Raw genomic sequence first — 25,219 nt, forward strand, 5'->3', positions numbered from 1 at the left:
CGAGGTGCCAGGCGAGAATGGACGCGATGCGAAGAGTCGGAGAAGCCGTCCCGGACGCCGGTTGGTCACTGGTGGTGCCGCTCAAACCGCTGCCCCTGGCCAAGAGCAGGCTCGCGGAGACGGCCGGCAACGGTCTGCGGCCCGGCCTTGCCCTCGCGTTCGCCCAGGACACCGTGGCCGCCGCCCTGTGCTGCCCGGCGGTTCGGGAGGTCGTCGTGGTCACGGACGACCGGAAGGCAGCCGCGGCGATGACCGCGCTGGGGGCACGGGCGGTGCCGGACGCTCCGGGCGCCGGGCTGAACGCGGCGCTGGCGCATGGGGCGCGAACGGTGCGCGTGGCCGTCCCGCGGGCGCGGATCGCGGCACTCAACGCCGATGTGCCGGCTCTGCGACCGGCGGAGCTGGCCCGTGTTCTGGCGATTGCCGGGACTTTTCCGCGGGCTTTTCTCGCCGATGCGGCGGAAATCGGCACAACGCTTCTCTCGGCGGCTCCGGGAGTGGACCTGGCCCCTGCTTTCGGAGGAGCCTCCCGGGAACGGCACAGGGCGTCCGGAGCGCGGGAGATCGTGCTGGACGGCGTCGATTCGGTGCGCCGTGACGTGGACACCGGTGAGGACCTCCGCGCCGCTCTGGCTCTGGGCGTGGGGCCCTACACGGCCCGGATGTGCGCGACCGTGCCCTCCGGATCGGCCGCGGGCCAAGGCTCGCACCCGCCCCAGGACTCCCGTACGGCGCCGGGAGCCGGCGATCCGTCGCCCTGGTCCGCTACGGGTTCACAGACCCGTAGCGCGGCCGGGGACGGCGACTGACGGGGGCTGTGACGGTGACCGGCACCACGGGCCCGCCGAGCTGCGGGAGCGCAGGGGCGGCGGGCGGGTCCGGGGCGGCGCCGGACTAGGCTGAGCCGCATGCAGGCGACCTCGTTCACGTACGACTCCGAGACCCGCAGCGGCAGTGTGCTGCTCGACGACGGGACTCCCCTGTCCTTCGACGCGGCGGCGTTCGACGCGGGCGGCCTGCGACTGCTGCGGCCCGGCCAGCGGGTGCGGATCGAGGTGGAGGGCGACGGCGACGGACGCCGGATCGCGTTGGTGACGCTCCAGACGCTCTGAGGTGCGGCGGCGGACGCGTTGCGAAAACGCCGCCCACGCCTGAGCCGTACGGGGCTGTGAGGCGGCATGTGTCCTCTCCCGCAAAACACCGCGGGCCGGGCTCCCTGAGGGGAGTCCGGCCCGGCGCGTTGGGGAGGGGAGGGGAGGGTGCTTACCTCGCCGCCGCCCTCTTGGCGGTGGTCTTGCGGGCCCCGGTCCTACGGCCCGGCGCCTTCTTGGCCGTGGTCTTCTTCGCCGGCGACTTCTTCGCCGTGGTCTTCTTGGCGGTGGTCTTCTTCGCCGCGGCCTTCTTGGCGGTGGTCTTCTTCGCCGCCGTCTTCTTGGCCGTGGTCTTCTTCGCCGTGGTCTTCTTCACGGTCTTCTTCGCGGCCTTCTTCGCCACCGACGTCCGCTTCGCCGCCGCCTTCTTGGCCGCCGCCGCCTTCTTGGCGGTGGTCTTCTTCGCGGCAGCCTTCTTGCCCGTGGTGACCTGGAGGCTGCCCTTGGGCGCCTTCTTCACGGCGACCTCGCCGCCACGAGGCAGCCTCTTGGAGCCGCTGACCAGGTCCTTGAAGCCCTGACCCGCACGGAAGCGAGGCACCGAGGTCTTCTTGACCCGGACGCGCTCACCGGTCTGCGGGTTGCGGGCGTACCGCGCCGGGCGGTCGACCTTCTCGAATGAGCCGAAGCCGGTGACGGAGACCCGCTCCCCGGATACAACTGAACGGACGATTGCGTCCAGTACAGCGTCGACAGCCTCGGCGGCTTGCTGCCTGCCGCCCATCTTGTCGGCAATCGCTTCTACGAGCTGCGCCTTGTTCACGTCTTCCCCTTCGGAGACATTGCCGGAACGGAACTGTTCAAGCCTTTTCGCACGTTAGGCAGATATATACCGCAAATCAAACGCGAAACGGGCTAATCACCCTTGTGCCGCAACCGACTCGACCATCACGCCCGGTTCGGTCGCAGCCTCAGCCGCCTTCGGGAAAGCGGCCCTCGTCGAGGTCCTTCATGAAGCGGTCCAGCCGCCTTGCCGCGTTGGCGAGATCGTGCTTGGACGCACCAGTGATGACCAGCAGCTTCCGGGACAGTGCCATACGCACGCCCTCCGGGACTTGCAGCGAGCGCACCCTGCTGTGCGCCTCCTTGAGCCGGTCCGCGACGAGCCGGTGTAGCTCGAGTTGGCTTTCGCGGTCCATGCACCGATTGTGCCACCTGGGGCGAGTTGTCGCTTCGCGAGATCTCAACAGACCCCTCAACCCGACTGCGCCCCCAGCCGGTCGGCTGGGGGCGCAGAGGGGAAACCGTGCTGATCAGACCTCTAGAGTCCGCGGTTTGAACGACGGACGGCCCGCCTCGTACTTCGCAATGTCGGCTTCGTTCTTGAGAGTGAGACTGATGTCGTCCAGACCCTCCAGAAGCCGCCAGCGGGCGTTCTCGTCGAGCTCGAACTCGGCGGTGATGCCGTCGGCTCGGACCTCCCGCGCGACCAGGTCGACGGTGATCTCGGCGGTCGGGTCGGCCTCGCTCAGCTCCCACAGGCGATCCACGGTCTCCTGCGGCAGCACGACCGTGAGCAGGCCGTTCTTGAGCGAGTTGCCACGGAAGATGTCGGCGAATCGGGACGAGATCACGGCCTTGAAACCGTGGTTCTGCAGCGCCCAGACGGCATGTTCGCGCGAGGAACCGGTGCCGAAGTCGGGTCCTGCGACCAGTACGGTCGCGCCCTTTCGCTCGGGCCGCTCCAGCACGAACTCCGGGTCCTTGCGCCAGGCCTCGAAGAGCCCGTCCTCGAAACCGTCGCGGGTGACCTTCTTCAGCCAGTGCGCGGGGATGATCTGGTCGGTGTCGACGTTGCTGCGCCGCAGCGGGACGGCCCGGCCGGTGTGCGTGGTGAAAGCTTCCATGGTCCTCAGGCCTCCACGAGGGTCGGGGCGTCGGCGAGGTCGGCCGGGGAGGCGAGATGCCCCAGGACCGCGGTGGCGGCGGCCACCTGCGGGGAGACCAGGTGCGTACGCCCGCCCTTGCCCTGCCGCCCCTCGAAGTTGCGATTGGAGGTGGAGGCGGCGCGCTCACCGGGCTTGAGCTGGTCGGGGTTCATGCCCAGGCACATCGAGCAGCCCGCGTGCCTCCATTCGGCCCCAGCGGCGGTGAAAACCTTGTCCAGGCCTTCTTCGACGGCCTGGAGGGAGACGCGTACGGAGCCGGGGACGACCAACATGCGGACGCCGTCGGCGATCCGGCGGCCCTCGACAACGGCCGCGGCCGAGCGCAGGTCCTCGATGCGGCCGTTGGTGCAGGAGCCCACGAAGACGGTGTCGACGGTGATCTCGCGCAGCGGCTGACCCGCCGTCAAACCCATGTATTCCAGGGCCTTTTCGGCGGCGAAGCGCTCGGATGCGTCGGTGTACGAGGAGGGGTCCGGCACCGTCTCGGAGAGGGGCGCACCCTGGCCCGGGTTGGTGCCCCAAGTGACGAACGGCGCGAGCCCGGAGGCGTCGATGACGACCTCGTGGTCGAAGACGGCGTCCTCGTCGGTGCGCAGCGTCCTCCAGTACTCCACCGCCGCGTCCCAGTCCTCTCCCTGAGGTGCGTGATCGCGGTCCTTGATGTAGGCGAACGTCGTCTCGTCCGGGGCGATCATGCCGGCGCGGGCGCCGGCCTCGATCGACATGTTGCAGATGGTCATCCGGGCTTCCATCGAGAGCTTCTCGATGGCCGGACCGCGGTACTCGATCACGTAACCCTGGCCGCCGCCCGTCCCGATGCGCGCGATGATCGCCAGGATCAGATCCTTGGCGGTGACGCCCTCGGGCAGCTCGCCCTCGACCGTGATCGCCATGGTCCTGAAGGGGGCCATCGGCAGCGTCTGCGTGGCCAGCACATGCTCGACCTGGCTGGTGCCGATGCCGAATGCCAGCGCGCCGAACGCTCCGTGGGTGGAGGTGTGGCTGTCACCGCAGACCACGGTCGTGCCGGGCTGGGTGAGTCCGAGCTGTGGTCCCACAACGTGGACAACGCCCTGCTCGACATCGCCCAGCGGGTGCAGCCGGACGCCGAACTCCGCGCAGTTCTTGCGCAGCGTCTCGAGCTGCGTACGCGAGACGGGGTCGGCGATCGGCTTGTCGATGTCGAGGGTGGGGGTGTTGTGGTCCTCTGTGGCGATGGTGAGGTCGGTTCGCCGGACCTGCCGAGCGGTCTTGCGCAGGCCGTCGAACGCCTGCGGGCTGGTCACCTCGTGCAGCAGGTGCAGGTCGATGAAGAGAAGGTCGGGCTCGCCCTCCGCGCGCCGGACGACATGGTCGTCCCAGACCTTCTCCGCGAGTGTCCGTCCCATCGCTTTCCCTCCGGCCGGCCGGTCCGCCGGCCCTGCTCGATTCCCTGGGTCGATTCCCATGGGCGTCCGCCCGCCCCCGTGCTGGGCGGCGCCTGCGGGCCGTGGTCTGCGCCCGCCTCAACCAGAGTGACGGGTTACGCAGGAAATTGAACTTGCGTTTCACAGAGTGAGACGCGAATATCGTTTCATGGACAACTCTAGCGGCGTCGGTGTTCTCGACAAGGCAGCGCTGGTTCTCGGCGCCCTCGAATCCGGTCCGGCCACCCTGGCCGGGCTCGTCGCCGCGACCGGTCTCGCCCGCCCCACGGCACACCGGCTCGCGGTCGCCCTGGAGCACCACCGCATGGTGGCGCGCGACATGCAGGGCCGTTTCATCCTGGGACCGCGGCTGGCGGAGCTGGCCGCGGCGGCCGGCGAAGACCGGCTGCTGGCCACGGCCGGCCCGGTGCTCACGCATCTGCGGGACGTGACCGGGGAGAGCGCACAGCTCTACCGGCGCCAGGGCGACATGCGGATCTGCGTGGCCGCGGCGGAACGGCTGTCCGGACTGCGGGACACCGTGCCCGTCGGCTCCACGCTGCCCATGAAGGCGGGCTCCGCGGCGCAGATCCTCATGGCCTGGGAGGAGCCCGAGCGGCTGCACCGGGGCCTCCAGGGCGCCCGTTTCACGGCCACCGCGCTCTCCGGCGTACGGCGCCGGGGCTGGGCCCAGTCCATCGGCGAACGGGAGCCGGGCGTGGCCTCGGTCTCCGCTCCTGTGCGGGGTCCGTCCAACCGCGTGGTCGCCGCCGTCTCGGTCTCCGGACCGATCGAGCGGCTGACCCGCCACCCGGGCCGGATGCACGCCCAGGCGGTCATCGACGCGGCGGGCCGGTTGAGCGAGGCCCTGCGGCGCAGCAGCTGACCCTCAGCCCCTGCGGAGCCGCTGCGCGGCGCTGTCACCGCGGCGACCGACCGGCTCGACCCCGGTGGCCGCACCCAGGCCGAACGCGGGCATGTTGACGTACACCGACTCATGACCTCCGGCCGGGACGACGTACGTCTCGTGCCAGAAGCCGACATGCCCCTTCCCCTCGCGCATACGGCGGTTGAACGCGGCCCACGCCGGGCGGTGCTCCTTGCCCGCGTCCGCGGCGTACGCGAAGAGCTTCTCGTGCGACTCCCAGTACTGGACCACGTACAGGACGCGGGGGCCGCCGAGCAGGAAGCGGAAGCCGAGCATTCCGATGCTTCCGTCGCGCGCCAACTCCTTGAGCATCCGTGGCATCGCGGTGAAGACCGGCCACCAACTGCGCACGGCGCGAAGGCGGTTGATCCGCATGCCGATGAGGAAGACGGTCACCTCCCCGTCCGCCGCCGCGGTCTGCCGTCCCGGAATCACTGCACTGCCCATGACCATTCCCCCTGCCGTCCATCGATTGGATAGTGTCGCTATCCATGATTGGATAGTGCCACTCTCCAATGAAGGGTGCAAGGGCAATGCGGCTCGCGGAGTTGAGCGAACACAGCGGGGTCCCCACCGCGACGATCAAGTACTACCTGCGCGAACGCCTGCTCCCTCCCGGCCGCCGGATCAGCGCCACCCAGGCCGAGTACGGCGAGGAGCACCTGCGCCGACTGCGGCTCGTACGGGCACTGATCCAGGTGGGGCGCATGCCGGTGACGACCGCGCGCGAGGTGCTCGCCGCCGTCGAGGACGAGTCGCTGGACCAGCACATGCGACTGGGAGCCGCGACCTGGTCGCTGCCCCAGGGCCCGGAGCCGGACGAGGACGACCCGGCGGCCGAGACAGCGCGCGCGACGGTGGCCGAACTCCTGCGGCAGCTCGGCTGGACCTTCGAGGAAGGGGGCGAGCCGTCCCCCGCCCGCCAAACGCTGGTCGCCTCGGTCGCCGCCCTGGAGCGGCTCGGCTACCGGTGCGACACGGCCCACTTGGAGCCCTACGCCCGCGCTGCGGCCGAGATCGCCGCCCATGACCTGGATCTGGTCGAGGAGTACGCGCAGCCGGCCGAGCAGGTGGAGGCCGCGGTGGCGCTGACGGTGCTGTACGAGCCGGTGCTGCTCAGTCTGCGGCGGATGGCTCACGCGGAGGAATCCGCGCGGCGGTTCGCCCGCTGAGCGGGTGGCAGAGACGGGAAGCGGGCACGAAAAAAGCCCCTCCGCGAGGAGGGGCTTTCTCTGCTGTACCCCCGACCGGATTCGAACCGGCGCTACCGCCTTGAGAGGGCGGCGTGCTAGGCCGCTACACAACGGGGGCCCTGGCGATCCTTGACTCGTCGCCGCCTCCGGGAGCGACCCGGATGGTGACGGAAGGCAGGATCTGTACCCCCGACCGGATTCGAACCGGCGCTACCGCCTTGAGAGGGCGGCGTGCTAGGCCGCTACACAACGGGGGCTAGGCACTGCTCCAAGAGCCACGCGAGGTGAACTCTTGCTGGGGTACCAGGACTCGAACCTAGACTAAGTGAACCAGAATCACTCGTGCTGCCAATTACACCATACCCCACCAAAACGCAACCCCCTGCGGGGGGTTTTGTCCGGCTTGCGCTTCCTGGTCGACCTTTCGGCCCGCTCGGCGGCGCAGGAAGAACATTACCCGATCGAAGACCACGCTCCAAAACGGGTATCGAGCACGCCGAGCCGTGCCGCGGGCACGGCTCCGTTCAGGTTCCGACCTCGGCCCACACCATCTTGCCGGGCCCGTCCGCACGGGCGGCGACCCCCCAGCGCAGCGCGAGTTGGGAGACCAGCCACAGCCCCCGGCCCGACTCCGCCGACGGCGGTGGCTCGGCCACGGCGCTCGGTGGCCGACGTTCGGCCCGGGTGTCGGTGATCTCGACCCGGAGGCACGCGCGGCGCAGCTCGAGCCGGAGGCGGAAGTCGCGGCCGGGTACATGACCGTGCCGCACCGCGTTGCCCGCCAGCTCGGCCACGATCAGGGTCGTCTCGTCGTTCACCCGCGTCCCGTACGGGTGCCCGCAGCTCTCCAGCCGCTGCGACGCCAAACGCCGCGCCAGGCGTGCCCCGCGCGGCGTGGAGGTGAAACGCATCGTGAACTCATGGGTGAGCGGGGCCGGTTGGCCTGTGGCCGAGGACGAGGGAATTGCGGTCGTCATGCGTACGAGCGTGCCGAGACGCCCCTAGCCTGACCAGCAACGGCATGCGTACGGAGCGTGACTGTCGGGGTCGGTCCCCCGACTGTCGGGGTCGTGCGGGGACGCGGGCGGAGGACACACGGTGACGGAGCCGAAGCGGGAGACGGCATCGGGCCGCGAGGATCCGAGCGGCGAGTTCATGCGGTCGTTCGGGCGGCAGATCAAGCTGTTCCGGGAGCGGGCAGGGCTCACCCAGGCGGAACTGGCCGGGCACCTCGGGTACGGGGAGGCCCAGATCGCCGCCGTGGAACAGGGCCGCCGCATCCCCCGCCCGGAGCTGATCGAGAAGGCGGACGACCTCCTGGACGCGGGCGGCGTCCTGCTCGCGATGAAGCAGCAGGTGGCCCGCGCCCGCTACCCGGCGTTCTTCCGCGACGCGGCACGGGTGGAGGAAGAGGCGATCGAGTTCCACGCGTATGCGACGCACGTCGTGCCGGGGCTGTTGCAGACGGAGGAGTACGCGCGGGCCGTGTTCGCGATGGGACGCCCACGCTGGGACAAGAGCGCCGTTGAGCGTCAGGTCACGGCACGGCTTGCCAGGCAGGCCATCTTCTGTCGCAAACCAGCGCCCACGCTCAGCTTCGTCCTCGAAGAGATCGTGCTCCTACGGCACTTCGGCGGGCCCTACGTCCGGAGAGGCCAACTCGAGCAACTTCATCTCACCGGACAGAACCCGGATGTGGAGATCCAGGTCATGCCGTTGGACGTCACCGACAATGCCGGTGTGGATGGGCCCTTCACACTGATGACGCCTATGAACGGTGACCAGGTGGCCTATCTGGAGAGTCAAGGTCACGGGAGGCTCATCTCCGAACGGGAGAGGGTCCGAGTGCTTGCTCTGCGGTATGGAATCATCCGGGCACAGGCGCTGAGCCCGCAGGAATCCCTGCTGCGCATCGAGAAGTTGCTGGGAGAAGCATGATGATGAAGCAGTCCGAGACTGGTCAGCTCACCTGGCTGAAGAGCAGCCACAGCGGAGCCGAAGGCGGCGAGTGCATCGAGGTCGCCGCTACCCCCTGCGCCGTGCATGTGCGGGACTCCAAGAACCCCACCATGGGCACGCTCACCTTCACATCCGAGGAGTGGGCCGACTTCGTCGACTTCGCACGACGTTCCCATCGCTAGGTCCGGAGGCGGCATGGCATCGGAACAGCACACGACTTATCCCACCTGGGTGAAGAGCAGCCACAGCGGCGGCGCCGGAGGCGAGTGCGTCGAGGTCTCCGCCGGTCCCTGCGCCGTGCACGTACGGGACTCCAAGAACCCCACCGGCCGCCATCTCACCTTCACACCCGCCGCATGGGCCGACTTCGTCGACTACGCACGGCAGCACGCCTGTTAGAGGCGGGAGTTGACGCACGAAGGGCCCGGAAGCGCGCGCTTCCGGGCCCTCCGCCGTGCGTGCGGCCGTTACGCCGACAGCTTCGCCAGGGCGGCGTCCACGCGGGCCAGGGTGCGGTCGCGGCCCAGGACCTCCAGGGACTCGAAGAGCGGGAGGCCGACCGTACGGCCGGTGACCGCGACGCGGACCGGGGCCTGGGCCTTGCCGAGCTTGAGGCCGTGCTCCTCGCCGGCGGCGATGACGGTCTCCTTCAGCGCGTCGGCGTTCCAGTCGGAGGTCGCGAGCTTCTCGCGAGCCGTCCTGAGCAGCGCGTCGGCGCCCGGCTTCATGGCCTTCTGCCAGGACGCCTCGTCCTCGACGGGCTCATCCAGGAAGAGGAAGTCGACATTGGCCGTGATGTCGGACAGGACCGTGAGCCGCGTCTGGGCGAGCGGGGCGAGGGCTGCGAAGGCCTGGGCATCGAACGCCTCGGACGTCCAGGGCGCGTGGGGCGCGCTCAGCCACGGCTCGCAGGCGGCGATGAAGTCCTTCACGTCCATCATCCGGATGTGGTCGGCGTTGATGGCCTCGGCCTTCTTCAGGTCGAAGCGCGCCGGGTTGGCGTTGACGCCGTCGATGTCGAACGCGGCGACCATCTCGTCGATGGTGAAGACATCGCGGTCGGCGGCGAGCGACCAGCCCAGCAGGGACAGGTAGTTGAGGAGTCCCGCGGGCAGGAAGCCGCGCTCGCGGTAGAGGTTGAGGTTGGCCTGCGGGTCGCGCTTGGAGAGCTTCTTGTTGCCCTCGCCCATCACGTACGGCAGGTGGCCGAACTGCGGGGTGGTGCCGTTGCCGACGCCGATCTCGGCGAGGGCGGCGTAGAGCGCGATCTGCCGCGGGGTGGAGGACAGCAGGTCCTCGCCGCGCAGCACGTGCGTGATCTCCATCAGCGCGTCGTCGACGGGGTTGACCAGTGTGTAGAGCGGAGCGCCGTTGGCCCGGACGATGCCGAAGTCGGGCACGTTCTCCGGGCTGAAGGTCAGCTCGCCGCGCACCAGGTCGGTGAAGGTGATCGGCTCGTCGGGCATCCGGAAGCGGATGATCGGCGTGCGGCCCTCGCGCTCGTACGCCTCGATCTGCTCGGCCGCCAGGGTGCGGCACGCGCCGTCGTACCCGGAGGGCTTGCCCGCGGCGCGGGCGGCCTCGCGGCGCTGCTCCAACTCCTCGGTGGTGCAGTAGCACGGGTAGGCGAAGCCGCGCTCGCGCAGCCGGCGGGCGACGTCAGTGTAGACGTCCATGCGCTGCGACTGGCGGTACGGCTCGTGCGGGCCGCCGACCTCGGGGCCCTCGTCCCAGTCGAAGCCCAGCCAGCGCATGGAGTCGAGCAGCGCCTCGTAGGACTCCTCGGAGTCGCGGGCCGCGTCGGTGTCCTCGATGCGGAAGACCAGGGTGCCGCCGTGGTGGCGCGCGAAGGCCCAGTTGAAGAGGGCGGTGCGGACCAGGCCCACGTGGGGGTTGCCGGTCGGCGAGGGACAGAAACGTACGCGTACGGGTGCGCTAGCCACGCTTGATCACCTTGTTGGTGAGAGTGCCGATGCCTTCGATGGTGACGGCGACCTCGTCGCCGACGTTGAGCGGGCCGACCCCTGCCGGGGTGCCCGTGAGGACGACGTCGCCGGGGAGCAGCGTCATCGCCTCCGTGATGTGCACGATCAGGTCCGCGACGGAGTGGACCATGTCGCTCGTACGGCCGAGCTGACGTTGCTCACCGTTGACGGTGCACATGATCCCCAGGTCGGCGGGGTCGAGTTCGGTCTCCACCCAGGGGCCGAGCGGGCAGGAGCTGTCGAAGCCCTTGGCCCGCGCCCACTGCGACTCGCTCCGCTGGACGTCCCGTGCGGTGACGTCGTTGGCGCAGGTGTAACCGAGGATGACGTCCTTCACGCGGTCCCGCGGCACCTCGCGGCACATGCGGCCGATGACGACGGCCAGCTCGGCCTCGTAGTGCACCTCGCTGGAGAAGGCGGGGTACGCGATGGGGTCGCCCGGGCCGGTCACGGCGGTGGACGGCTTGAAGAAGGCGACCGGGACGTCGGGGACCTCATGGCCCAGTTCGGCGGCGTGCTCGGCGTAGTTGCGGCCGATCGCGACGACCTTGCTGGGCAGCACGGGCGGCAGCAGCCGGACCTTGCCGATGGGAACCGTCTGGCCCGAGCGCTCGAATTCGGCGAAGGGATGGCCCTTGATGATGTCGAGGACGGGTCCCTCCTTGGCGGAGGAATCTCCTTCCACCACGCCGAAGGCGACGTTGCCGTCGATGGAGAACCTGGCGATGCGCACGCGAAGCCGCTGCCCCTCTGGATCACTGCTGAAGACTGACACTCCAGGCTATCGCGGGGGCGCGGCCCGGCCTCGCGGGCGTTCTCGGGGCGAGCGGAGCCACGGACGGAGCGGGATGCGCGAAGATCCCGGCCCACGACATGAGGCCGGCCCCCGCAGAAGGGGGCCGGTTCGTCCGGACCGGATCACGCGCCTACGGGATTCAGACCTCGGGCACGTCCATGAGGACGGTGCGACGCGGGTTGGCGGTCTGCGCGGGCAGATCGGCACTGTGCTCTGCTGTGACGGCGCCTGCGGTGTGCATTTCCTCGGCGTCCTCGAGGTGGGCGAGGGTGGTGCGGCGCGGGTTGGCTATGTTGCCGAACAGCATCGTGGTCTTCACCGGTGTCTGCCTCGTGTCGTCGCTTGTCGAATCACTTATTTTTGTCAACCAGAAGGCTAGACGCGCCATTCCCATGCCCTTGCAGCGGGAAGCCTCAACTCCCTTGATCCTCATGTGATTTTGGTCACCGACCCCACCGCAAATCACCCATTACGGACACGACTTACAGCAACCCGAAACGGACAATGGCCACTGAAGGGAATGTTCCGCTCCTGATCACCGCTACTGGGACACCGGAGCCGACCGCGCGTCTGGTGGAAAAAAGTCCGTTATCGCTGAATTCGGTTTCCACGGGCGGTGATTCCCCGCGTACACAGCGTCATGTCTGTCACGCTCTCACCCGCCGGTCTTGTTGCAGATCCGGCACTGTGCTGGAATTCCACGGACCGCCGGGGCCGATGTTCCCCACAATGACTCGACACCGTCCCACTGCTGACGCAGCGGGACGCCTGGTCCAGAGGTTGCGACGCTAGTGCAGGGACGTTTCAAGAGGGATGACAGCGCTGCGGCGGAGCCCGAGCCGCGCGGTGGAACCGATCGTGGCTCCACACCCCAGCGTGCCCAGGGTGCGGGTTCCACGCCTGAGAGCAACGGGACGCTGAGTCCTGCCCGCCCGGGCCCGATGGGCAACGGCGAGTCCGCCGAACCGCCCCGGACGAGGCCCGCGCCGAGTGCCGGCTCTCGGATGGCCCTGCGCAACTGGCGCATCAGCACCCGTCTGGTGTCCCTGCTCGCGCTGCCCGTCGTCGCCGCGACGACCCTGGGCGCGCTGCGCATCGACAACTCGATGGACAATCTCAAGCAGCTCGAGAACATGAAGCTGCTGACCGAGATGACCAAGCAGGCCACCGAGCTGGCGTCCGCACTCCAGGAGGAGCGCGACCACTCGGCGGGGCCGCTGGCCACCGGGGACGACAAGAACGACGACGTCGTCTACTCCCGCATCAAGAGCGACCGCGCCAAGCAGTCGTTCCGCGAGGCCACCCAGGACATCGAGGCCTCGAACTCCGAGGCCCTCGTCGGCGTCAACTCCTCGCTCGTCAACATCCTCAAGCAGCTCGAGAAGATCAAGACGATCCGGGCGAACGCGTACGACGACAGCGACTACATCGCGCAGACCGCGAGCAGCTACAACGAGCTGATCACCTCGCTGCTCTCGCTGTCCCAGGACATGGCCCAGGCGACCAGCAACAGCGAGATGATCCGCTCCACCCGCGCCCTGGCCGCGTTCTCCTCGGCCAAGGAGTACGCCTCCATCCAGCGCGCGGTCATCGCGGCCGGTCTCGCCAACGAGCCCAAGCCGAAGCTGTCCGCCAACGACCGGCTCTACGGCCAGTCGGCGCAGCAGAGCGAGGAGTCCGCGCTCGCCCAGTTCATCCAGGTCTACCGCGGGGGCAGCAAGTCGACCTCCCAGGAGCTGCTGCAGGCCCTGGAGGACGGCGGCAACTCCGAGATCATCCTGGCGGACACCTACGCCGCCCGGGTCCTGAAGACCGACGGCCAGATCTCCAACGAGAAGCGCTCGTACAAGGACTGGTACGACCAGGACAGCACCAAGATCGACGAGATGTCCCGGATCGAGCAGACGCTGCTCTCCGAGATGGAGGAGAAGGCGCGCGAACTGCGCTCCGACGCCCAGCAGGAAGCCATCCTCAACGGTGCCGTCATCCTGCTCGTCCTCGGTGTCTCGCTCGTCGGCGCGTTCGTCGTGGCCCGCTCCATGGTGCGCTCGCTGCGCCGGCTGCAGGACACCGCGCAGGACGTCTCGCAGAAGCGCCTGCCCGAGCTGGTCAAGCAGCTTTCCGAGTCCGACCCGCAGGACGTGGACACCTCCGTCCAGTCCGTCGGTGTGCACAGCCGGGACGAGATCGGCCGAGTGGCCGCGGCGTTCGACGACGTGCACCGCGAGGCGGTCCGCCTCGCGGCCGAGCAGGCGCTGCTGCGGGGCAACGTCAACGCGATGTTCACCAACCTCTCGCGCCGCAGCCAGGGCCTCATCCAGCGCCAGCTCTCGCTGATCTCCGAGCTGGAGAGCCGCGAGGCCGACCCGGACCAGCTCTCCTCGCTGTTCAAGCTGGACCACCTCGCGACCCGTATGCGCCGGAACGGCGAGAACCTCCTCGTCCTCGCCGGCGAGGAGCCCGGCCGCCGCTGGACCCGCCCGGTCCCGCTGGTCGACGTGCTCCGCGCCGCCGCCTCCGAGGTGGAGCAGTACGAACGGATCGAGCTGAGCGCCGTCCCGACGACCGAGGTCGCCGGACGCGTCGTCAACGACCTCGTGCACCTGCTCGCCGAGCTGCTCGAGAACGCGACGTCCTTCTCCTCACCGCAGACCAAGGTCAAGGTCACCGGTCACGCGCTGCCCGACGGCCGCGTGCTCGTCGAGATCCACGACACCGGTATCGGCCTCTCCCCCGAGGACCTGGCGGCGATCAACGAGCGGCTGGCCAGCCCGCCCACCGTGGACGTCTCCGTCTCGCGGCGCATGGGCCTGTTCGTGGTCGGCCGCCTGTCGCTGCGGCACGGCATCCGCATCCAGCTCCGCCCCTCGGACTCCGGCGGCACGACCGCGCTCGTCATGCTGCCCGTCGACGTCGCCCAGGGCGGCGCGAAGGCGGCCGGCAAGCCCGGCTCCGCCCCCTCGGGCGCTTCGGGCGGCGGCGCTCCCGCTCCCGGAACCAACCGCCTCGCCGGCATGACGCCGCGCGGCCAGGTGTCGGGCGGCGGTGCGCGCGCCGCGCTGCCGAGCCGCGACCCCGGCGGGACCCCGGGCCCGAGCGGCCCCGGTTCGAACGGTCCGGGCTCGGGCGGCCCCGGCTCCGGTGGCTCCGGTGGCCCCGGTGGCCAGCAGAGCCGTACCAGCGGCAACCCGCTGCCCGCCCGCCCCACCGCGGGTGCCGGCACGGGCAGCGCCTTCGCTCCCGGCGGCCGTCCCGGCGGCGCCGAGGACACCTCCCGGACGCGCGACGGCGGGCTCTTCTCCCCTGCCGCACGCCCCGGCAGCGGTCCGGGCCGCCCCGGCGGTTCCGCACCCGCCGGAGCAGGCGCGGGCAACGCCCCGGGCTCCCGTACGGGCATGCCTCCGGCGGCACCGGGCCGGACCGAGGACCAGGGCCGCGCTCCCGCCCTCCCGCCGCGTCCCGGCGCGAGCGACGGACGCGGCTCCGCTCCGACCGTCGCCTCGCCCAGCGGGGCCCCCTCCACCGGTCCCGCGGGCCGAGGGCCGGCGTCCGGCTCCGACCGCGGCGGACGGCCTCAGCTTCCGCCGCGCGGACCCGCCGCCGAGCTGCCGGGCGGCTCCGGCGGCCCGGGAAGCCAGCAGCCGGGGACCAGTTGGGGCGCCCGCCGCGCCGCCGGTTCCGACGACTGGCCGACCACGGCCCCCCGCGACAACGCCGACACCCCGCGCGGCCACGAGGACGTCGAGTCGACGGCGCAGTTCCCGCGCCCGGACTACGACGAGGCACCTCAGCAGCAGCAACAGCCCCAGGAGAGCGGCCAGTTCGCGCTGCCGCCCTCCGAGCTGGACGGGCCGGCGAGCGTTGGTGGGGACGCCCGCACGCCGCTCTTCGACACTCTGGAGTCCGACTGGTTCCGCGGTGGCGGCCGGCTGGCCGAGCGCCCGGGCCGCACGCAGGGCCACGAGCCCCGCCCCGCGCCGCAGCAGCCCTCGGGACGCCCGGCGTCCTCGGTGCCGCCGCAGCAGCCCGCACCCCGGCACGAGCCCGCCCGCGGCCAGAACGGCTCGGAGTCCTGGCGCTCGTCGCCCAACGACGAGCTCGGCCGGCAGGCCGAGCGGGTCCGGCAGCCCGCCTCCGGCGGTGTCACCACCTCGGGCCTCCCGCGCCGCGTCCCGCGCGCCAACCTCGTGGCGGGCACCGCGTCACAGCAGCAGACCCACCCCACGGCACCGCAGGTCTCCCGTGCGCCCGACGACGTGCGCGGACGGCTGACCAACCTCCGGCGGGGCATCCAACGAGGCCGCCAGGCCGGGACGGACGGCCACGACAGCAACAACCAGGGCTACGGCCCCACTTACCAGCAGGAGCGTTAGTTGAGTCCGATGAGCCAGGCGGCGCAGAACCTGAACTGGTTGATCACCAACTTCGTGGACAACACCCCCGGGGTGTCGCACACGGTGGTGGTTTCGGCCGACGGCCTGCTGCTCGCGATGTCCGAAGGGTTCCCGCGCGACCGTGCCGACCAGCTCGCGGCCGTGGCCTCGGGTCTGACCTCGCTGACATCCGGTGCCTCCCGCATCTTCGAAGGCGGCGTGGTCAACCAGACCGTGGTGGAGATGGAGCGCGGCTTCCTCTTCATCATGTCCGTCTCCGACGGTTCCTCCCTGGCCGTCCTCGCCCACCCCGATTGCGACATCGGCCTCGTGGGCTACGAGATGGCTCTGCTCGTCGACCGCGCGGGCAGCGTCCTCACCCCGGACCTGCGCGCCGAATTGCAAGGAAGCCTTCTCAACTGAACACGAACGACCTTTCCGAACCGACTGACCGAAACGCCCGTCCGACGTACGCTCAACCGACCGACCTCGTCGGGCCGATCGCACCTCCCAGCGGCCCCGCGAGACGACAACCGTTGTCCCGCCCGGAGGACTCATGACCCCGCCCCATTCGCTCGGCCCGTACGGCGCCTACCAGGACGCGCCGTACGGGGACGATGGCGACCAGCCGCTGGTGCGGCCGTACGCCATGACCGGGGGCCGGACCCGGCCGCGCTACCAGCTCGCCATCGAGGCCCTGGTCAGCACCACCGCGGATCCGGCCCAGCTGGGCGGACTGCTCCCGGAGCACCAGCGCATCTGCCACCTGTGCCGCGAGGTCAAATCCGTCGCCGAGGTATCCGCGCTGCTGGCGATACCGCTGGGAGTGGCCCGGATCCTCGTGGCCGACCTGGCGGAGGCCGGCATGGTGGCGATCCACCAGCCAGGCGGCGCCGACGAGGCCGGCGGTACGCCGGATGTGACTTTGCTCGAAAGGGTGCTCAGTGGACTTCGGAAGCTCTAGCGGCGGAGCGGCCCGCTCCACCACTTCCGCGAAGATCGTGGTGGCGGGCGGCTTCGGCGTGGGCAAGACCACGTTCGTCGGCGCGGTCTCGGAGATCAATCCGCTGCGCACCGAGGCCGTGATGACCTCCGCCTCGGCGGGGATCGACGATCTGAGCCATGTCCAGGACAAGACCACGACGACCGTGGCGATGGACTTCGGCCGTATCACCCTGGACCAGGACCTGATCCTGTACCTCTTCGGTACGCCCGGACAGGACCGCTTCTGGTTCATGTGGGACGACCTCGTCCGCGGCGCCATCGGCGCGGTCGTGCTGGTCGACACCCGGCGGCTGGCGGACTGTTTCCCCGCAGTGGACTACTTCGAGAATTCGGGCCTTCCGTTCGTGATCGCCCTCAATGGATTCGACGGACATCAGCCGTACACTCCGGAGGAAGTCCGCGAGGCGCTGCAGATCGGACCCGACGCCCCGATCATCACCACCGACGCCCGCCACCGCAGCGAGGCCAAGAGCGCGCTGATCACGCTGGTGGAGCACGCTCTGATGGCTCGGCTCAAGTAGCCGTCCGGAGGCGGAAGTTGATCGACCGGCGGGCTGTGTCCTTTGACACGGCCCGCCGCTGTGTTCATAACGTTTCGACAGAGAATTGTTCAGCGGTCAACACCCGATGCATTCGGGTGGCTTCGCTGTGCGCACAATCTCCCGGAGCTTTGCGGGAAATTCAGAGGTGATGCCCCAATTATCTCGCCCTTATGCCCGCCGGAACGGCCCCCACCGGGTGTTTGGAATGCGCGCCCCTGACGTGCTGCAATTCCCTGAACTGCCGAGTAGTAACGGCTCTGAAAGTCCCGGCACACCCCTGGGTGCCGACGCCGAGAGGTTGTTGGTCGAGTGAGGCGAAGCAAGCCCGGTCCCGCGTCGCATCAAGCGGCACGAGGCAACTTCACCCCGGCGCCGCGCCCCGCGGCGTCCACCGCCGATGTGCCTGACGTCGCCCCGGCGAGCGGCAGCCGGCTGTCGCCCCGCAACTGGCGGGTGCCCACCAGGCTGAACGCGATCCTGCTCATACCCGTGCTCGTCGGGCTCGTCTTCGGCGGTTTCCAGGTGAGCAGTTCCATCGACACCTGGCGCGAGGCGCAGGACGCCGAACGCACGGCGCGTCTCGTCAGGGCGGCGGAAACTTATGGTCACGCTCTCATTGACGAGCGTGACCGCACGGCGGTTCCACTTCTGAGCGGTGATCGTGACAGCAAAGTCGTCACGGACGCGCGGGCGGCGACCGACAACGCCCGCAAGGACTTCGAAACGGCCGTCGCCGACATGCCGGACCGCCCCGGACTCCAGCGGCGTCTGAAGGCCTTCCGGGACGGCGAGGGCAACCTCGGCAAGCTCCGTCAGGCCGCCTACTCCTCGGCACTGCCCGCGGTGCAGACCGAAGAGGGCTACGTCCAGGTCCAGCACCCGTTGATGGAGTTCGCCAACGAGCTCGGCCTCGGCACCGGCAACATCACCAGCTACGGCCGTACGGTCTACGCGATATCTCTGGCCAAGGGTGCTGAATCGCTTCAGCGCTCCATCGGCACCCACCTCCTGGTGAAGCCCGGCCCGGCCGCGAAGGACCGCAGCGCCCAGGTCACCGCCTTCACCTCGTACGCGTACCTGGAGAACATCGCCCTCGCCGAGTACGTCTCCGGCGGCACCGCCCAGGACCAGACGGCGCTGCGCAAGGCGATGGCCGACGCACAGGCCAAGGGCAAGCGGCAGGTCGCGGAGGCCAAGCAGCAGGCCGAGGCCGCCGACGTACCGTTCGTCGAACCGCCGGCCATGAAGGACATGGTCACGGCCATCGGCCGGGGCACCGGCGCGAAGGACCTCAAGCCCGAGGGCATCACCCCGGAGACCTGGTTCGCCACGGCGACCGGCAAGTTCGACGCCTACCGGTCGGTCGAGACGGACCTCATCGACAAGGCCGTGAACGAGGCCTCGCAGATCGCCGACGACGCCAAGCAGGACGCCATCGTCAACGCGGCCATCGTGGTCGTCGCGCTGCTCACCGCGTTCATCATCGCCGGGCTGATGGCCCGCTCGATGAGCCGCAGCATGCGGCGGCTGCGCACCGCCGCCTTCGACGTCGCCGAGCAGCGCCTGCCGATGCTGGTCGACCAGCTCTCCCGTACGGACCCGGGCCGCGTCGACACCCGCGTCAAGCCGATCCCGATCACCAGCCAGGACGAGATCGGCGAGGTCGCCCGCGCCTTCGACCAGGTGCACCGCGAGGCGGTCCGGCTCGCCGCCGAGCAGGCGCTGCTTCGGGGCAACGTCAACGCGATCTTCACCAACCTCTCCCGCCGGAACCAGGGCCTCATCGAGGGACAGCTCACCCTGATCACCGAGCTGGAGAACAACGAGGCCGACCCGGACCAGCTCGAGAGCCTCTTCCGCCTGGATCACCTGGCGACCCGCATGCGGCGGAACGGCGAGAACCTCCTCGTCCTCTCGGGCGAGGAGCCCGGCCGCCGCTGGAACCAGCCCGTCCCGCTGGTCGACGTGCTCCGCGCCGCGACCTCCGAGGTGGAGGCGTACGAGCGCATCGACATCACCGGCGTACCGGAGAGCGAGATCCACGGCGCCGCCGTGACCGACCTCGTGCACCTGCTCGCCGAGCTGCTGGAGAACGCCACCACGTTCTCCTCGCCGCAGACCAAGGTGCGGGTCACCGCGACCCGGCTGCCCGACGGCCGCGTGATGGTCGAGATCCACGACAAGGGCATCGGCCTCACCGCCGAGGACTTCGCGGACATCAACCACAAGCTGGCGAACCCGCCGACCGTGGACGCCGCGATCTCCCAGCGCATGGGCCTGTTCGTGGTCGGCCGGCTGGCCGACCGGCACGGCATCCGCGTCCAGCTCCGCCCCTCCGGCGAGCAGGCCGGTACGACGTCGCTCGTCATGCTGCCGGAAGCGATCACCCACGGTGGTGGCGGCGAAGAGGCGCCCGAGGACGACTTCACGGTCTCCCGGATCATGCCGGAGCAGGACGCGCCCTCGTTCAACGGCTTCGCTCAGCCCCCGTTGCGCACCGCCGCCGAGCTGGGCTTCGACGACAGCCGTTACGAGGTGCCGGACGACGCCCGCGAGCTCGACCCTGTGGGCCGTTCGCTGATGCGGGAGGAGCTGCGGGCCCAGCTCGAGGCGCAGGCCGCCGACCACTACCAGGACGGCCGCTACCAGGACGACCGGGACCGGAACGGCTACCAGGACGAGCAGCGGGGCTACGACACCGCCGAGTTCCCTCGCGCCGCCTATCCGGAATCCGGATACCAGGCCCCGGCGTACCAGGAGCCGGCCTACGACGAGCCCGCCTACAACGAGCCGTCGGACACCGAACACGGTACGTATGCCCAGTACGACGCCCCGTCGCCGCGTGCCGACTGGGATGCGCCCCTCTCCTACGAGCCGCGTCACAGCGCAGGCTACGGAGCGGAATCGGAATCTCGGGCGGCTCCCGCGGAAGCGTCCGAACGCGTAGGCTTCGACCGTCCGGGACCGACCTCGAGCGGTACCCACTCCACGACCGGCGCCGGCCTGCCGCGCCGGGACAGGGCGTGGCAGCCTCACGAGGAGGCGGAGCGGACCCAGCAGGTCCCGCAGGCCCGGAGCGTCCCGCAGGACAGGCAGGAACCGCAGGACCGGCAGGACCGGCAGGACAACGGTGACGACTGGCGCACGTCGAACGACGACCGCTGGCGGCGCGCCGAGCAGCTCCGCGACCCGAAGGCCGGCGGAGTCACACCGTCCGGACTCCCCCGGCGGGTGCCCAAGGCCAACCTGGTCGAAGGAACCGCAGAGCAGACCCCGCAGGGCGGCCCTCAGGTCTCCCGCGCTCCCGAGGACGTCCGTGGCAGGTTGAGCAACCTGCGGCGGGGTGTCCAGCGGGGACGCAACGCAGGGATGAACACCAACGGCCAGGGCTTCGGCCCCGGCGGCAGCACCTACGATCAGGAGCGTTAGTGTGAGCCCGATGAGCCAGGCGGCGCAGAACCTGAACTGGTTGATCACCAACTTCGTGGACAACACCCCAGGGGTGTCTCACACCGTGGTGGTCTCCGCCGACGGACTCCTTCTCGCGATGTCCGAAGGGTTCCCGCGCGACCGTGCCGACCAACTTGCGGCCGTGGCTTCCGGCCTGACGTCACTGACGGCCGGCGCCTCCCGCATCTTCGAGGGCGGATCGGTCAACCAGACCGTGGTGGAGATGGAGCGAGGCTTCCTCTTCATCATGTCCGTCTCCGACGGTTCCTCCTTGGCCGTCCTCGCCCACCCCGATTGCGACATCGGCCTTGTCGGTTACGAGATGGCCCTCCTCGTCGACCGCGCGGGCAGCGTCCTCACCCCGGACCTGCGCGCGGAACTGCAAGGAAGCCTGCTCAACTAGCAGACAGCCGTGCGTTTCGCGTCACCGCGCCATAGGGTGCGGTGGCGCGGATCCTCAGCAGGGACCGGCAGAACGGAAGTTGGAGGAGGAGAATCGTGGCAACACCCCCAAGCGGCTACCCGTACGGCGGTGGTCAGCAGCCTCATTCGCAGGGTGGTGAGCAGCCCAACCGCTTCAACTTCCCCTCCACGCCGAGCCGTCAGGGACCGCCGCACCGCCGGCAGCAGCCCGGAGGACCGTACGAGCCGTACGACCCGCCGCCGCCGCGGATCCAGCCGGTGCAGCCTCAGCGTCCGGCGCCGCCGCCCGCTCCGGCCGGCGGCAGCTCCAACCCGCTGGTGCGTCCCTACGCCATGACGGGCGGCCGGACCCGGCCGCGCTATCAGCTCGCGATCGAGGCGCTGGTGCACACCACCGCGGCGCCCTCGCAGCTCCAGGGGCAGCTTCCGGAGCACCAGCGCATCTGCCACCTCTGCCGGGAGATCAAGTCCGTCGCCGAGATCTCCGCCCTGCTCTCCATCCCCCTCGGCGTCGCCCGTATCCTCGTCGCCGACCTGGCCGAGGCCGGGCTCGTCGCCATCCATCAGCCCGGCGGCGACGCGGCCGCCGGCGGACAGCCAGACGTGACACTGCTCGAAAGGGTGCTCAGTGGACTTCGGAAGCTCTAGCGGTGCAGCCCGCTCCACCACCTCCGCGAAGATCGTGGTGGCGGGCGGCTTCGGCGTGGGCAAGACCACGTTCGTCGGCGCGGTCTCGGAGATCAACCCACTGCGCACCGAAGCCGTGATGACCTCCGCCTCGGCGGGGATCGACGACCTCACGCACGCCCCGGACAAGACCACGACGACCGTGGCGATGGACTTCGGCCGTATCACCCTGGACCAGGACCTGATCCTGTACCTCTTCGGTACGCCCGGACAGGACCGCTTCTGGTTCATGTGGGACGACCTCGTCCGCGGCGCCATCGGCGCGGTCGTGCTGGTCGACACCCGGCGGCTGGCGGACTGTTTCCCCGCAGTGGACTACTTCGAGAATTCGGGCCTTCCGTTCGTGATCGCGCTGAACGGATTCGACGGGCACCAGCCGTACACCCCCGAAGAGGTCCGCGAGGCGCTGCAGATCGGACCCGACGCCCCGATCATCACCACCGACGCCCGCCACCGCAGCGAGGCCAAGAGCGCGCTGATCACGCTGGTGGAGCACGCCCTGATGGCCCGGCTGCGCTAGCACCTCCGGGCACGAGCACACGAAATCCCCCTCCAACTCCGGGAGTTGGAGGGGGATTTCGTCGTTCGGGCGACGCTCTCAGCGCCGTTCTCAGGGCCTGGTGCTAGCCCTGCCAGCTGTGCGGCGCACGGAACCCGGACTGGCGCTCCAGACGGCGCCAGCGGGCCGTGGAGCGGTGGTTGCGGGCAGCCGCCACATCACGGTGGTGACCGCCGCCGGCGGCGCGGGCGAGCAGGACCGCGGTGAGCGCGGCCAGTTCCTCGGGCTCGGCGTGGCCCTTCTCGACGCGAAGGAAGTTCTCTGAACTCATGGGATTCTCCGTGCCTTTCGTGGGCCGCGTCACTGCGGGGGGTTGCCGTGCTTGCGGGAGGGCAGGTCGGCGTGTTTGGTGCGGAGCATGGCCAGGGAGCTGATGAGGACGGCGCGGGTCTCGGTCGGGTCGATGACATCGTCGACCAGACCACGCTCGGCCGCGTAGTACGGGTGCATCAACTCCGCCTTGTACTCCTTGACCATCCGGGACCGCATCGCATCCGGATCATCGGCCTCGGCGATCTGCTTGCGGAAGATGACATTCGCCGCACCCTCCGCACCCATCACCGCGATCTCATTCGTCGGCCACGCATACGTCAGATCCGCCCCGATCGACTGCGAATCCATCACGATGTACGCCCCGCCGTACGCCTTCCGCAAAATCAACGAGATCCGCGGCACCGTCGCATTGCAGTACGCGTACAACAACTTCGCCCCGTGCCGGATGATCCCACCGTGCTCCTGATCCACCCCCGGCAAGAACCCCGGCACATCCAGCAACGTCACAATCGGAATATTGAACGCATCGCACATCTGCACAAACCGCGCAGCCTTCTCCGACGCCTCGATGTCCAGCACACCCGCGAGCGTCTGCGGCTGATTCGCAACGATGCCCACCACCTGACCGTCAAGACGCGTCAACGCACAGATGATGTTCCGCGCCCAACGCTCATGAACTTCCAGATAGTCACCGTCATCGACGATCTCCTCGATGACCTTCCGCATGTCATACGGCCGGTTGCCATCAGCAGGCACCAGATCCAGCAACACATCCGAACGCCGATCCGCCGGATCCTCCGACGCCGAGACCGGCGGATTCTCCCGATTGTTCGACGGCAGCATCGAGATCAGATACCGCACCTCCGCCAGACACGTCTCCTCGTCGTCATACGCGAAGTGACACACCCCCGAAGTCTCGGCGTGCACATCCGCACCACCCAGACCGTTCTGGCTGATCTCCTCACCCGTCACCGCCCGCACCACATCCGGACCGGTGATGAACATCTGCGAGGTCTCCCGCACCATGAACACAAAATCCGTCAGCGCCGGCGAATACGCCGCACCACCCGCACACGGACCCAACATCACCGAAATCTGCGGAATCACACCCGAAGCACGCGTATTGCGCTGGAAGATGCCGCCGTAACCCGCCAGCGCCGAAACACCCTCCTGAATACGCGCACCCGCACCGTCGTTCAGCGAGACCAGCGGAGCACCCGCCGAGATGGCCATGTCCATGATCTTGTGGATCTTCGTCGCATGAGCCTCACCCAGCGCCCCACCGAAGATCCGGAAATCATGCGCATAGACGAACACCGTCCGCCCCTCGACCGTCCCCCAACCCGTCACCACACCATCGGTGTACGGCTTCTTCGCCTCCAGACCGAAACCCGTAGCACGATGCCGCCGCAACGGCTCCACCTCATGGAACGAACCCTCGTCCAGCAGAAGGTCGATCCGCTCACGCACAGCCAGCTTGCCCTTGGCCTTCTGAGCCTCGGTCGCACGATCACTCGGCCCACGCAGAGCCTGCTCACGGATCGCGTGCAGCTCGGCCACTCGCCCACGGGCATCGTTCGCCCCGGTGGGCGACTCGTCGAGAAGGGTCATGTAACGACCCTACGAAAAGAGGGCCCGAAATCGGCCCGTTGACTTCTAACAGTCTCCTCAGGGTTTTCCTGGAACCCTTGGACAGAACCGCCACCGTAGACCTGAGTAGCTACGACTGAGGCGGCTCTGCGCTGTGCACATCCCACAAAGGCGTTCCGCCGTGTCCCCCGCGTTCACGCAGTGGAGACCGTACAGCCATGCGTGTTGCCTGCCTACAGCCGGGACCTGTGCGCCACTCCACACCCATGATGTTGATTCATCAACCACATTCCCCTACAGTGGAGCTTGCTAGTTGAACCTTAAACCAATGCACCTGGAGGAAGCCATGGCTCTGTTCAACCGCAAGAGCGCAGACGTCCCGGCCGCCGGCTCCGCCGCACCGGCCGCCCTTGATGCGGCGCTCGCCGCGCTCACCGGGGACTACACCATCGACCCGGCGCACAGCAGCCTCGGCTTCACCGTCCGCCACGCCATGGTCACCAACGTCCGGGGCGTCTTCGGCGACTTCGAGGGGACCCTCTCCCTCGACGGCAGCGACGTCTCCCGCTCCGGCGCCTCCCTCGACGTACGGATCGCCGGCATCGACACCGGCATCGCGGACCGCGACGGCCATCTGCGGAGCGGTGACTTCTTCGACGCCGAGAAGTTCCCGCTGATGACCTTCCGCTCCACCGCCGCGGAGCACATGGACGGCGACACGTACCGGATCACCGGCAATCTGACGATCAAGGACGTGACGCGTCCCCTCAGCATCGACCTGGAGTTCAACGGTTCCGCCACCGACGTCTACGGCAACGAGCGCGTCGGCTTCGAGGGCCGCGCCGACATCCTCCGCTCCGACTGGGGGCTGACCTGGAACGCCGCCCTGGAGACCGGCGGCGTCATGGTCAGCGACAAGGTCAAGTTGTCCTTCGACATCTCCGCCATCAAGTCCGCGCCGCAGGCGGCGTGACGACCACGCGCGTGCGGCCGGACCCCGGCCGCCCCAC

27 protein-coding genes and 3 tRNA genes are annotated in these 25,219 nt (G+C 69.3%); 16 read left to right on the forward strand and 14 right to left on the reverse strand.

The window, feature by feature from the left end:
• The first annotated feature begins 26 nt into the window (after nucleotides 1-26).
• Both cofC and ACGFNH_RS09115 read left to right on the forward strand, forming a co-directional pair.
• On the forward strand, nucleotides 27-809 hold the full coding sequence (gene cofC / locus ACGFNH_RS09110) for a 2-phospho-L-lactate guanylyltransferase (protein WP_393652404.1): 783 nt from the start codon (nucleotides 27-29) through the stop codon (nucleotides 807-809).
• Between the two features lie 99 nt (nucleotides 810-908).
• On the forward strand, nucleotides 909-1,112 hold the full coding sequence (locus ACGFNH_RS09115; protein WP_393652405.1) for a hypothetical protein: 204 nt from the start codon (nucleotides 909-911) through the stop codon (nucleotides 1,110-1,112).
• A gap of 151 nt (nucleotides 1,113-1,263) precedes the next feature.
• Here the strand turns inward: ACGFNH_RS09115 and ACGFNH_RS09120 are convergent, their stop codons facing one another.
• The 4 genes from ACGFNH_RS09120 to leuC all read right to left on the reverse strand — a co-directional run bounded on the left by ACGFNH_RS09120 (nucleotide 1,264) and on the right by leuC (nucleotide 4,428).
• Nucleotides 1,264-1,914, reverse strand: coding sequence for an HU family DNA-binding protein (locus ACGFNH_RS09120; RefSeq protein WP_393652406.1), 651 nt, complete (start codon nucleotides 1,912-1,914; stop codon nucleotides 1,264-1,266).
• Nucleotides 1,915-2,062: 148 nt separating this feature from the next.
• A complete protein-coding gene (locus ACGFNH_RS09125) occupies nucleotides 2,063-2,290 on the reverse strand; it encodes a hypothetical protein (protein ID WP_393652407.1) in 228 nt (75 codons plus the stop codon).
• Nucleotides 2,291-2,404: 114 nt separating this feature from the next.
• On the reverse strand, nucleotides 2,405-2,998 hold the full coding sequence (leuD, locus tag ACGFNH_RS09130; RefSeq protein WP_393652408.1) for a 3-isopropylmalate dehydratase small subunit: 594 nt from the start codon (nucleotides 2,996-2,998) through the stop codon (nucleotides 2,405-2,407).
• Nucleotides 2,999-3,003: 5 nt separating this feature from the next.
• Nucleotides 3,004-4,428, reverse strand: coding sequence for a 3-isopropylmalate dehydratase large subunit (leuC, locus tag ACGFNH_RS09135; protein WP_393652409.1), 1,425 nt, complete (start codon nucleotides 4,426-4,428; stop codon nucleotides 3,004-3,006).
• 187 nt (nucleotides 4,429-4,615) lie between these two features.
• Between leuC and ndgR the strand changes: the two genes are divergently transcribed.
• A complete protein-coding gene (gene ndgR, locus ACGFNH_RS09140; protein WP_393652410.1) occupies nucleotides 4,616-5,332 on the forward strand; it encodes an IclR family transcriptional regulator NdgR in 717 nt (238 codons plus the stop codon).
• A gap of 3 nt (nucleotides 5,333-5,335) precedes the next feature.
• Here ndgR and ACGFNH_RS09145 read toward each other — a convergent pair whose 3' ends face one another.
• On the reverse strand, nucleotides 5,336-5,821 hold the full coding sequence (locus ACGFNH_RS09145; protein ID WP_393652411.1) for a DUF4188 domain-containing protein: 486 nt from the start codon (nucleotides 5,819-5,821) through the stop codon (nucleotides 5,336-5,338).
• Between the two features lie 86 nt (nucleotides 5,822-5,907).
• On the opposite strand from ACGFNH_RS09145, the gene ACGFNH_RS09150 reads away from it, so the two are divergent.
• Nucleotides 5,908-6,546: a MerR family transcriptional regulator gene (locus ACGFNH_RS09150; protein ID WP_393652412.1), complete on the forward strand. Its 639-nt coding sequence runs from the start codon at nucleotides 5,908-5,910 to the stop codon at nucleotides 6,544-6,546.
• Nucleotides 6,547-6,612: 66 nt separating this feature from the next.
• On the opposite strand, the gene ACGFNH_RS09155 is transcribed toward ACGFNH_RS09150, so the two are convergent.
• The 4 genes from ACGFNH_RS09155 to ACGFNH_RS09170 all read right to left on the reverse strand — a co-directional run bounded on the left by ACGFNH_RS09155 (nucleotide 6,613) and on the right by ACGFNH_RS09170 (nucleotide 7,544).
• Nucleotides 6,613-6,685 (reverse strand) — tRNA-Glu (locus tag ACGFNH_RS09155).
• A gap of 66 nt (nucleotides 6,686-6,751) precedes the next feature.
• Nucleotides 6,752-6,824, reverse strand: a tRNA-Glu gene (locus ACGFNH_RS09160).
• 38 nt (nucleotides 6,825-6,862) lie between these two features.
• A tRNA-Gln gene (locus tag ACGFNH_RS09165) sits at nucleotides 6,863-6,934 on the reverse strand.
• 157 nt (nucleotides 6,935-7,091) lie between these two features.
• On the reverse strand, nucleotides 7,092-7,544 hold the full coding sequence (locus ACGFNH_RS09170) for an ATP-binding protein (protein WP_393652413.1): 453 nt from the start codon (nucleotides 7,542-7,544) through the stop codon (nucleotides 7,092-7,094).
• A gap of 121 nt (nucleotides 7,545-7,665) precedes the next feature.
• On the opposite strand from ACGFNH_RS09170, the gene ACGFNH_RS09175 reads away from it, so the two are divergent.
• Genes ACGFNH_RS09175 through ACGFNH_RS09185 form a run of 3 tightly spaced genes read left to right on the forward strand, consistent with a single transcriptional unit; the run spans nucleotide 7,666 to nucleotide 8,925 of the window.
• The gene (locus ACGFNH_RS09175; RefSeq protein WP_393652414.1) at nucleotides 7,666-8,505 is read left to right on the forward strand and encodes a Scr1 family TA system antitoxin-like transcriptional regulator; all 840 of its coding nucleotides are present in this window, start codon (nucleotides 7,666-7,668) and stop codon (nucleotides 8,503-8,505) included.
• A gap of 2 nt (nucleotides 8,506-8,507) precedes the next feature.
• Entirely contained in the window at nucleotides 8,508-8,708 is a 201-nt protein-coding gene (locus ACGFNH_RS09180) for a DUF397 domain-containing protein (RefSeq protein WP_393652415.1), read from the forward strand.
• Between the two features lie 13 nt (nucleotides 8,709-8,721).
• The gene (locus tag ACGFNH_RS09185) at nucleotides 8,722-8,925 is read left to right on the forward strand and encodes a DUF397 domain-containing protein (RefSeq protein ID WP_393652416.1); all 204 of its coding nucleotides are present in this window, start codon (nucleotides 8,722-8,724) and stop codon (nucleotides 8,923-8,925) included.
• A 68-nt stretch (nucleotides 8,926-8,993) separates the two neighbouring features.
• On the opposite strand, the gene gltX is transcribed toward ACGFNH_RS09185, so the two are convergent.
• From gltX to ACGFNH_RS09200, 3 genes are all read right to left on the reverse strand, one after another.
• A complete protein-coding gene (gene gltX, locus ACGFNH_RS09190) occupies nucleotides 8,994-10,469 on the reverse strand; it encodes a glutamate--tRNA ligase (protein WP_393652417.1) in 1,476 nt (491 codons plus the stop codon).
• Nucleotides 10,462-11,244, reverse strand: a complete 783-nt coding sequence (locus tag ACGFNH_RS09195; RefSeq protein ID WP_393652418.1) for a fumarylacetoacetate hydrolase family protein — start codon at nucleotides 11,242-11,244, stop codon at nucleotides 10,462-10,464. Before ACGFNH_RS09195 ends, gltX begins: the two co-directional genes overlap by 8 nt.
• Before the next feature lie 202 nt (nucleotides 11,245-11,446).
• Nucleotides 11,447-11,626: a hypothetical protein gene (locus ACGFNH_RS09200; RefSeq protein WP_393652419.1), complete on the reverse strand. Its 180-nt coding sequence runs from the start codon at nucleotides 11,624-11,626 to the stop codon at nucleotides 11,447-11,449.
• Between the two features lie 472 nt (nucleotides 11,627-12,098).
• On the opposite strand from ACGFNH_RS09200, the gene ACGFNH_RS09205 reads away from it, so the two are divergent.
• The 8 genes from ACGFNH_RS09205 to ACGFNH_RS09240 all read left to right on the forward strand — a co-directional run bounded on the left by ACGFNH_RS09205 (nucleotide 12,099) and on the right by ACGFNH_RS09240 (nucleotide 22,307).
• Nucleotides 12,099-15,680, forward strand: a complete 3,582-nt coding sequence (locus ACGFNH_RS09205; RefSeq protein ID WP_393652420.1) for a nitrate- and nitrite sensing domain-containing protein — start codon at nucleotides 12,099-12,101, stop codon at nucleotides 15,678-15,680.
• 9 nt (nucleotides 15,681-15,689) lie between these two features.
• Nucleotides 15,690-16,103: a roadblock/LC7 domain-containing protein gene (locus ACGFNH_RS09210; RefSeq protein WP_393652905.1), complete on the forward strand. Its 414-nt coding sequence runs from the start codon at nucleotides 15,690-15,692 to the stop codon at nucleotides 16,101-16,103.
• Between the two features lie 133 nt (nucleotides 16,104-16,236).
• Nucleotides 16,237-16,644, forward strand: coding sequence for a DUF742 domain-containing protein (locus tag ACGFNH_RS09215; RefSeq protein ID WP_360846608.1), 408 nt, complete (start codon nucleotides 16,237-16,239; stop codon nucleotides 16,642-16,644).
• On the forward strand, nucleotides 16,625-17,206 hold the full coding sequence (locus ACGFNH_RS09220) for an ATP/GTP-binding protein (RefSeq protein WP_393652421.1): 582 nt from the start codon (nucleotides 16,625-16,627) through the stop codon (nucleotides 17,204-17,206). Before ACGFNH_RS09215 ends, ACGFNH_RS09220 begins: the two co-directional genes overlap by 20 nt.
• 330 nt (nucleotides 17,207-17,536) lie before the next feature.
• Complete coding sequence (locus ACGFNH_RS09225) at nucleotides 17,537-20,656, forward strand: nitrate- and nitrite sensing domain-containing protein (protein ID WP_393652422.1); 3,120 nt, start codon at nucleotides 17,537-17,539, stop codon at nucleotides 20,654-20,656.
• 10 nt (nucleotides 20,657-20,666) lie between these two features.
• Nucleotides 20,667-21,080, forward strand: a complete 414-nt coding sequence (locus tag ACGFNH_RS09230) for a roadblock/LC7 domain-containing protein (RefSeq protein ID WP_356195306.1) — start codon at nucleotides 20,667-20,669, stop codon at nucleotides 21,078-21,080.
• A 95-nt stretch (nucleotides 21,081-21,175) separates the two neighbouring features.
• A complete protein-coding gene (locus tag ACGFNH_RS09235; protein WP_393652423.1) occupies nucleotides 21,176-21,748 on the forward strand; it encodes a DUF742 domain-containing protein in 573 nt (190 codons plus the stop codon).
• A complete protein-coding gene (locus tag ACGFNH_RS09240; protein ID WP_360846600.1) occupies nucleotides 21,729-22,307 on the forward strand; it encodes an ATP/GTP-binding protein in 579 nt (192 codons plus the stop codon). The genes ACGFNH_RS09235 and ACGFNH_RS09240 overlap by 20 nt, the downstream gene beginning before the upstream one ends.
• A 103-nt stretch (nucleotides 22,308-22,410) precedes the next feature.
• Here ACGFNH_RS09240 and ACGFNH_RS09245 read toward each other — a convergent pair whose 3' ends face one another.
• Nucleotides 22,411-22,617 carry an acyl-CoA carboxylase epsilon subunit gene (locus ACGFNH_RS09245; protein WP_393652424.1) on the reverse strand — a complete coding sequence of 69 codons (207 nt, stop codon included), beginning with the start codon at nucleotides 22,615-22,617 and terminating at the stop codon, nucleotides 22,411-22,413.
• Between the two features lie 29 nt (nucleotides 22,618-22,646).
• Entirely contained in the window at nucleotides 22,647-24,230 is a 1,584-nt protein-coding gene (locus ACGFNH_RS09250; protein WP_393652425.1) for an acyl-CoA carboxylase subunit beta, read from the reverse strand.
• A gap of 325 nt (nucleotides 24,231-24,555) precedes the next feature.
• Between ACGFNH_RS09250 and ACGFNH_RS09255 the strand changes: the two genes are divergently transcribed.
• Entirely contained in the window at nucleotides 24,556-25,182 is a 627-nt protein-coding gene (locus tag ACGFNH_RS09255) for a YceI family protein (RefSeq protein WP_393652906.1), read from the forward strand.
• The last annotated feature ends 37 nt before the right edge of the window (nucleotides 25,183-25,219 follow it).

Source organism: Streptomyces sp. NPDC048639 (genome assembly GCF_043199075.1).
Taxonomy (GTDB): domain Bacteria; phylum Actinomycetota; class Actinomycetes; order Streptomycetales; family Streptomycetaceae; genus Streptomyces.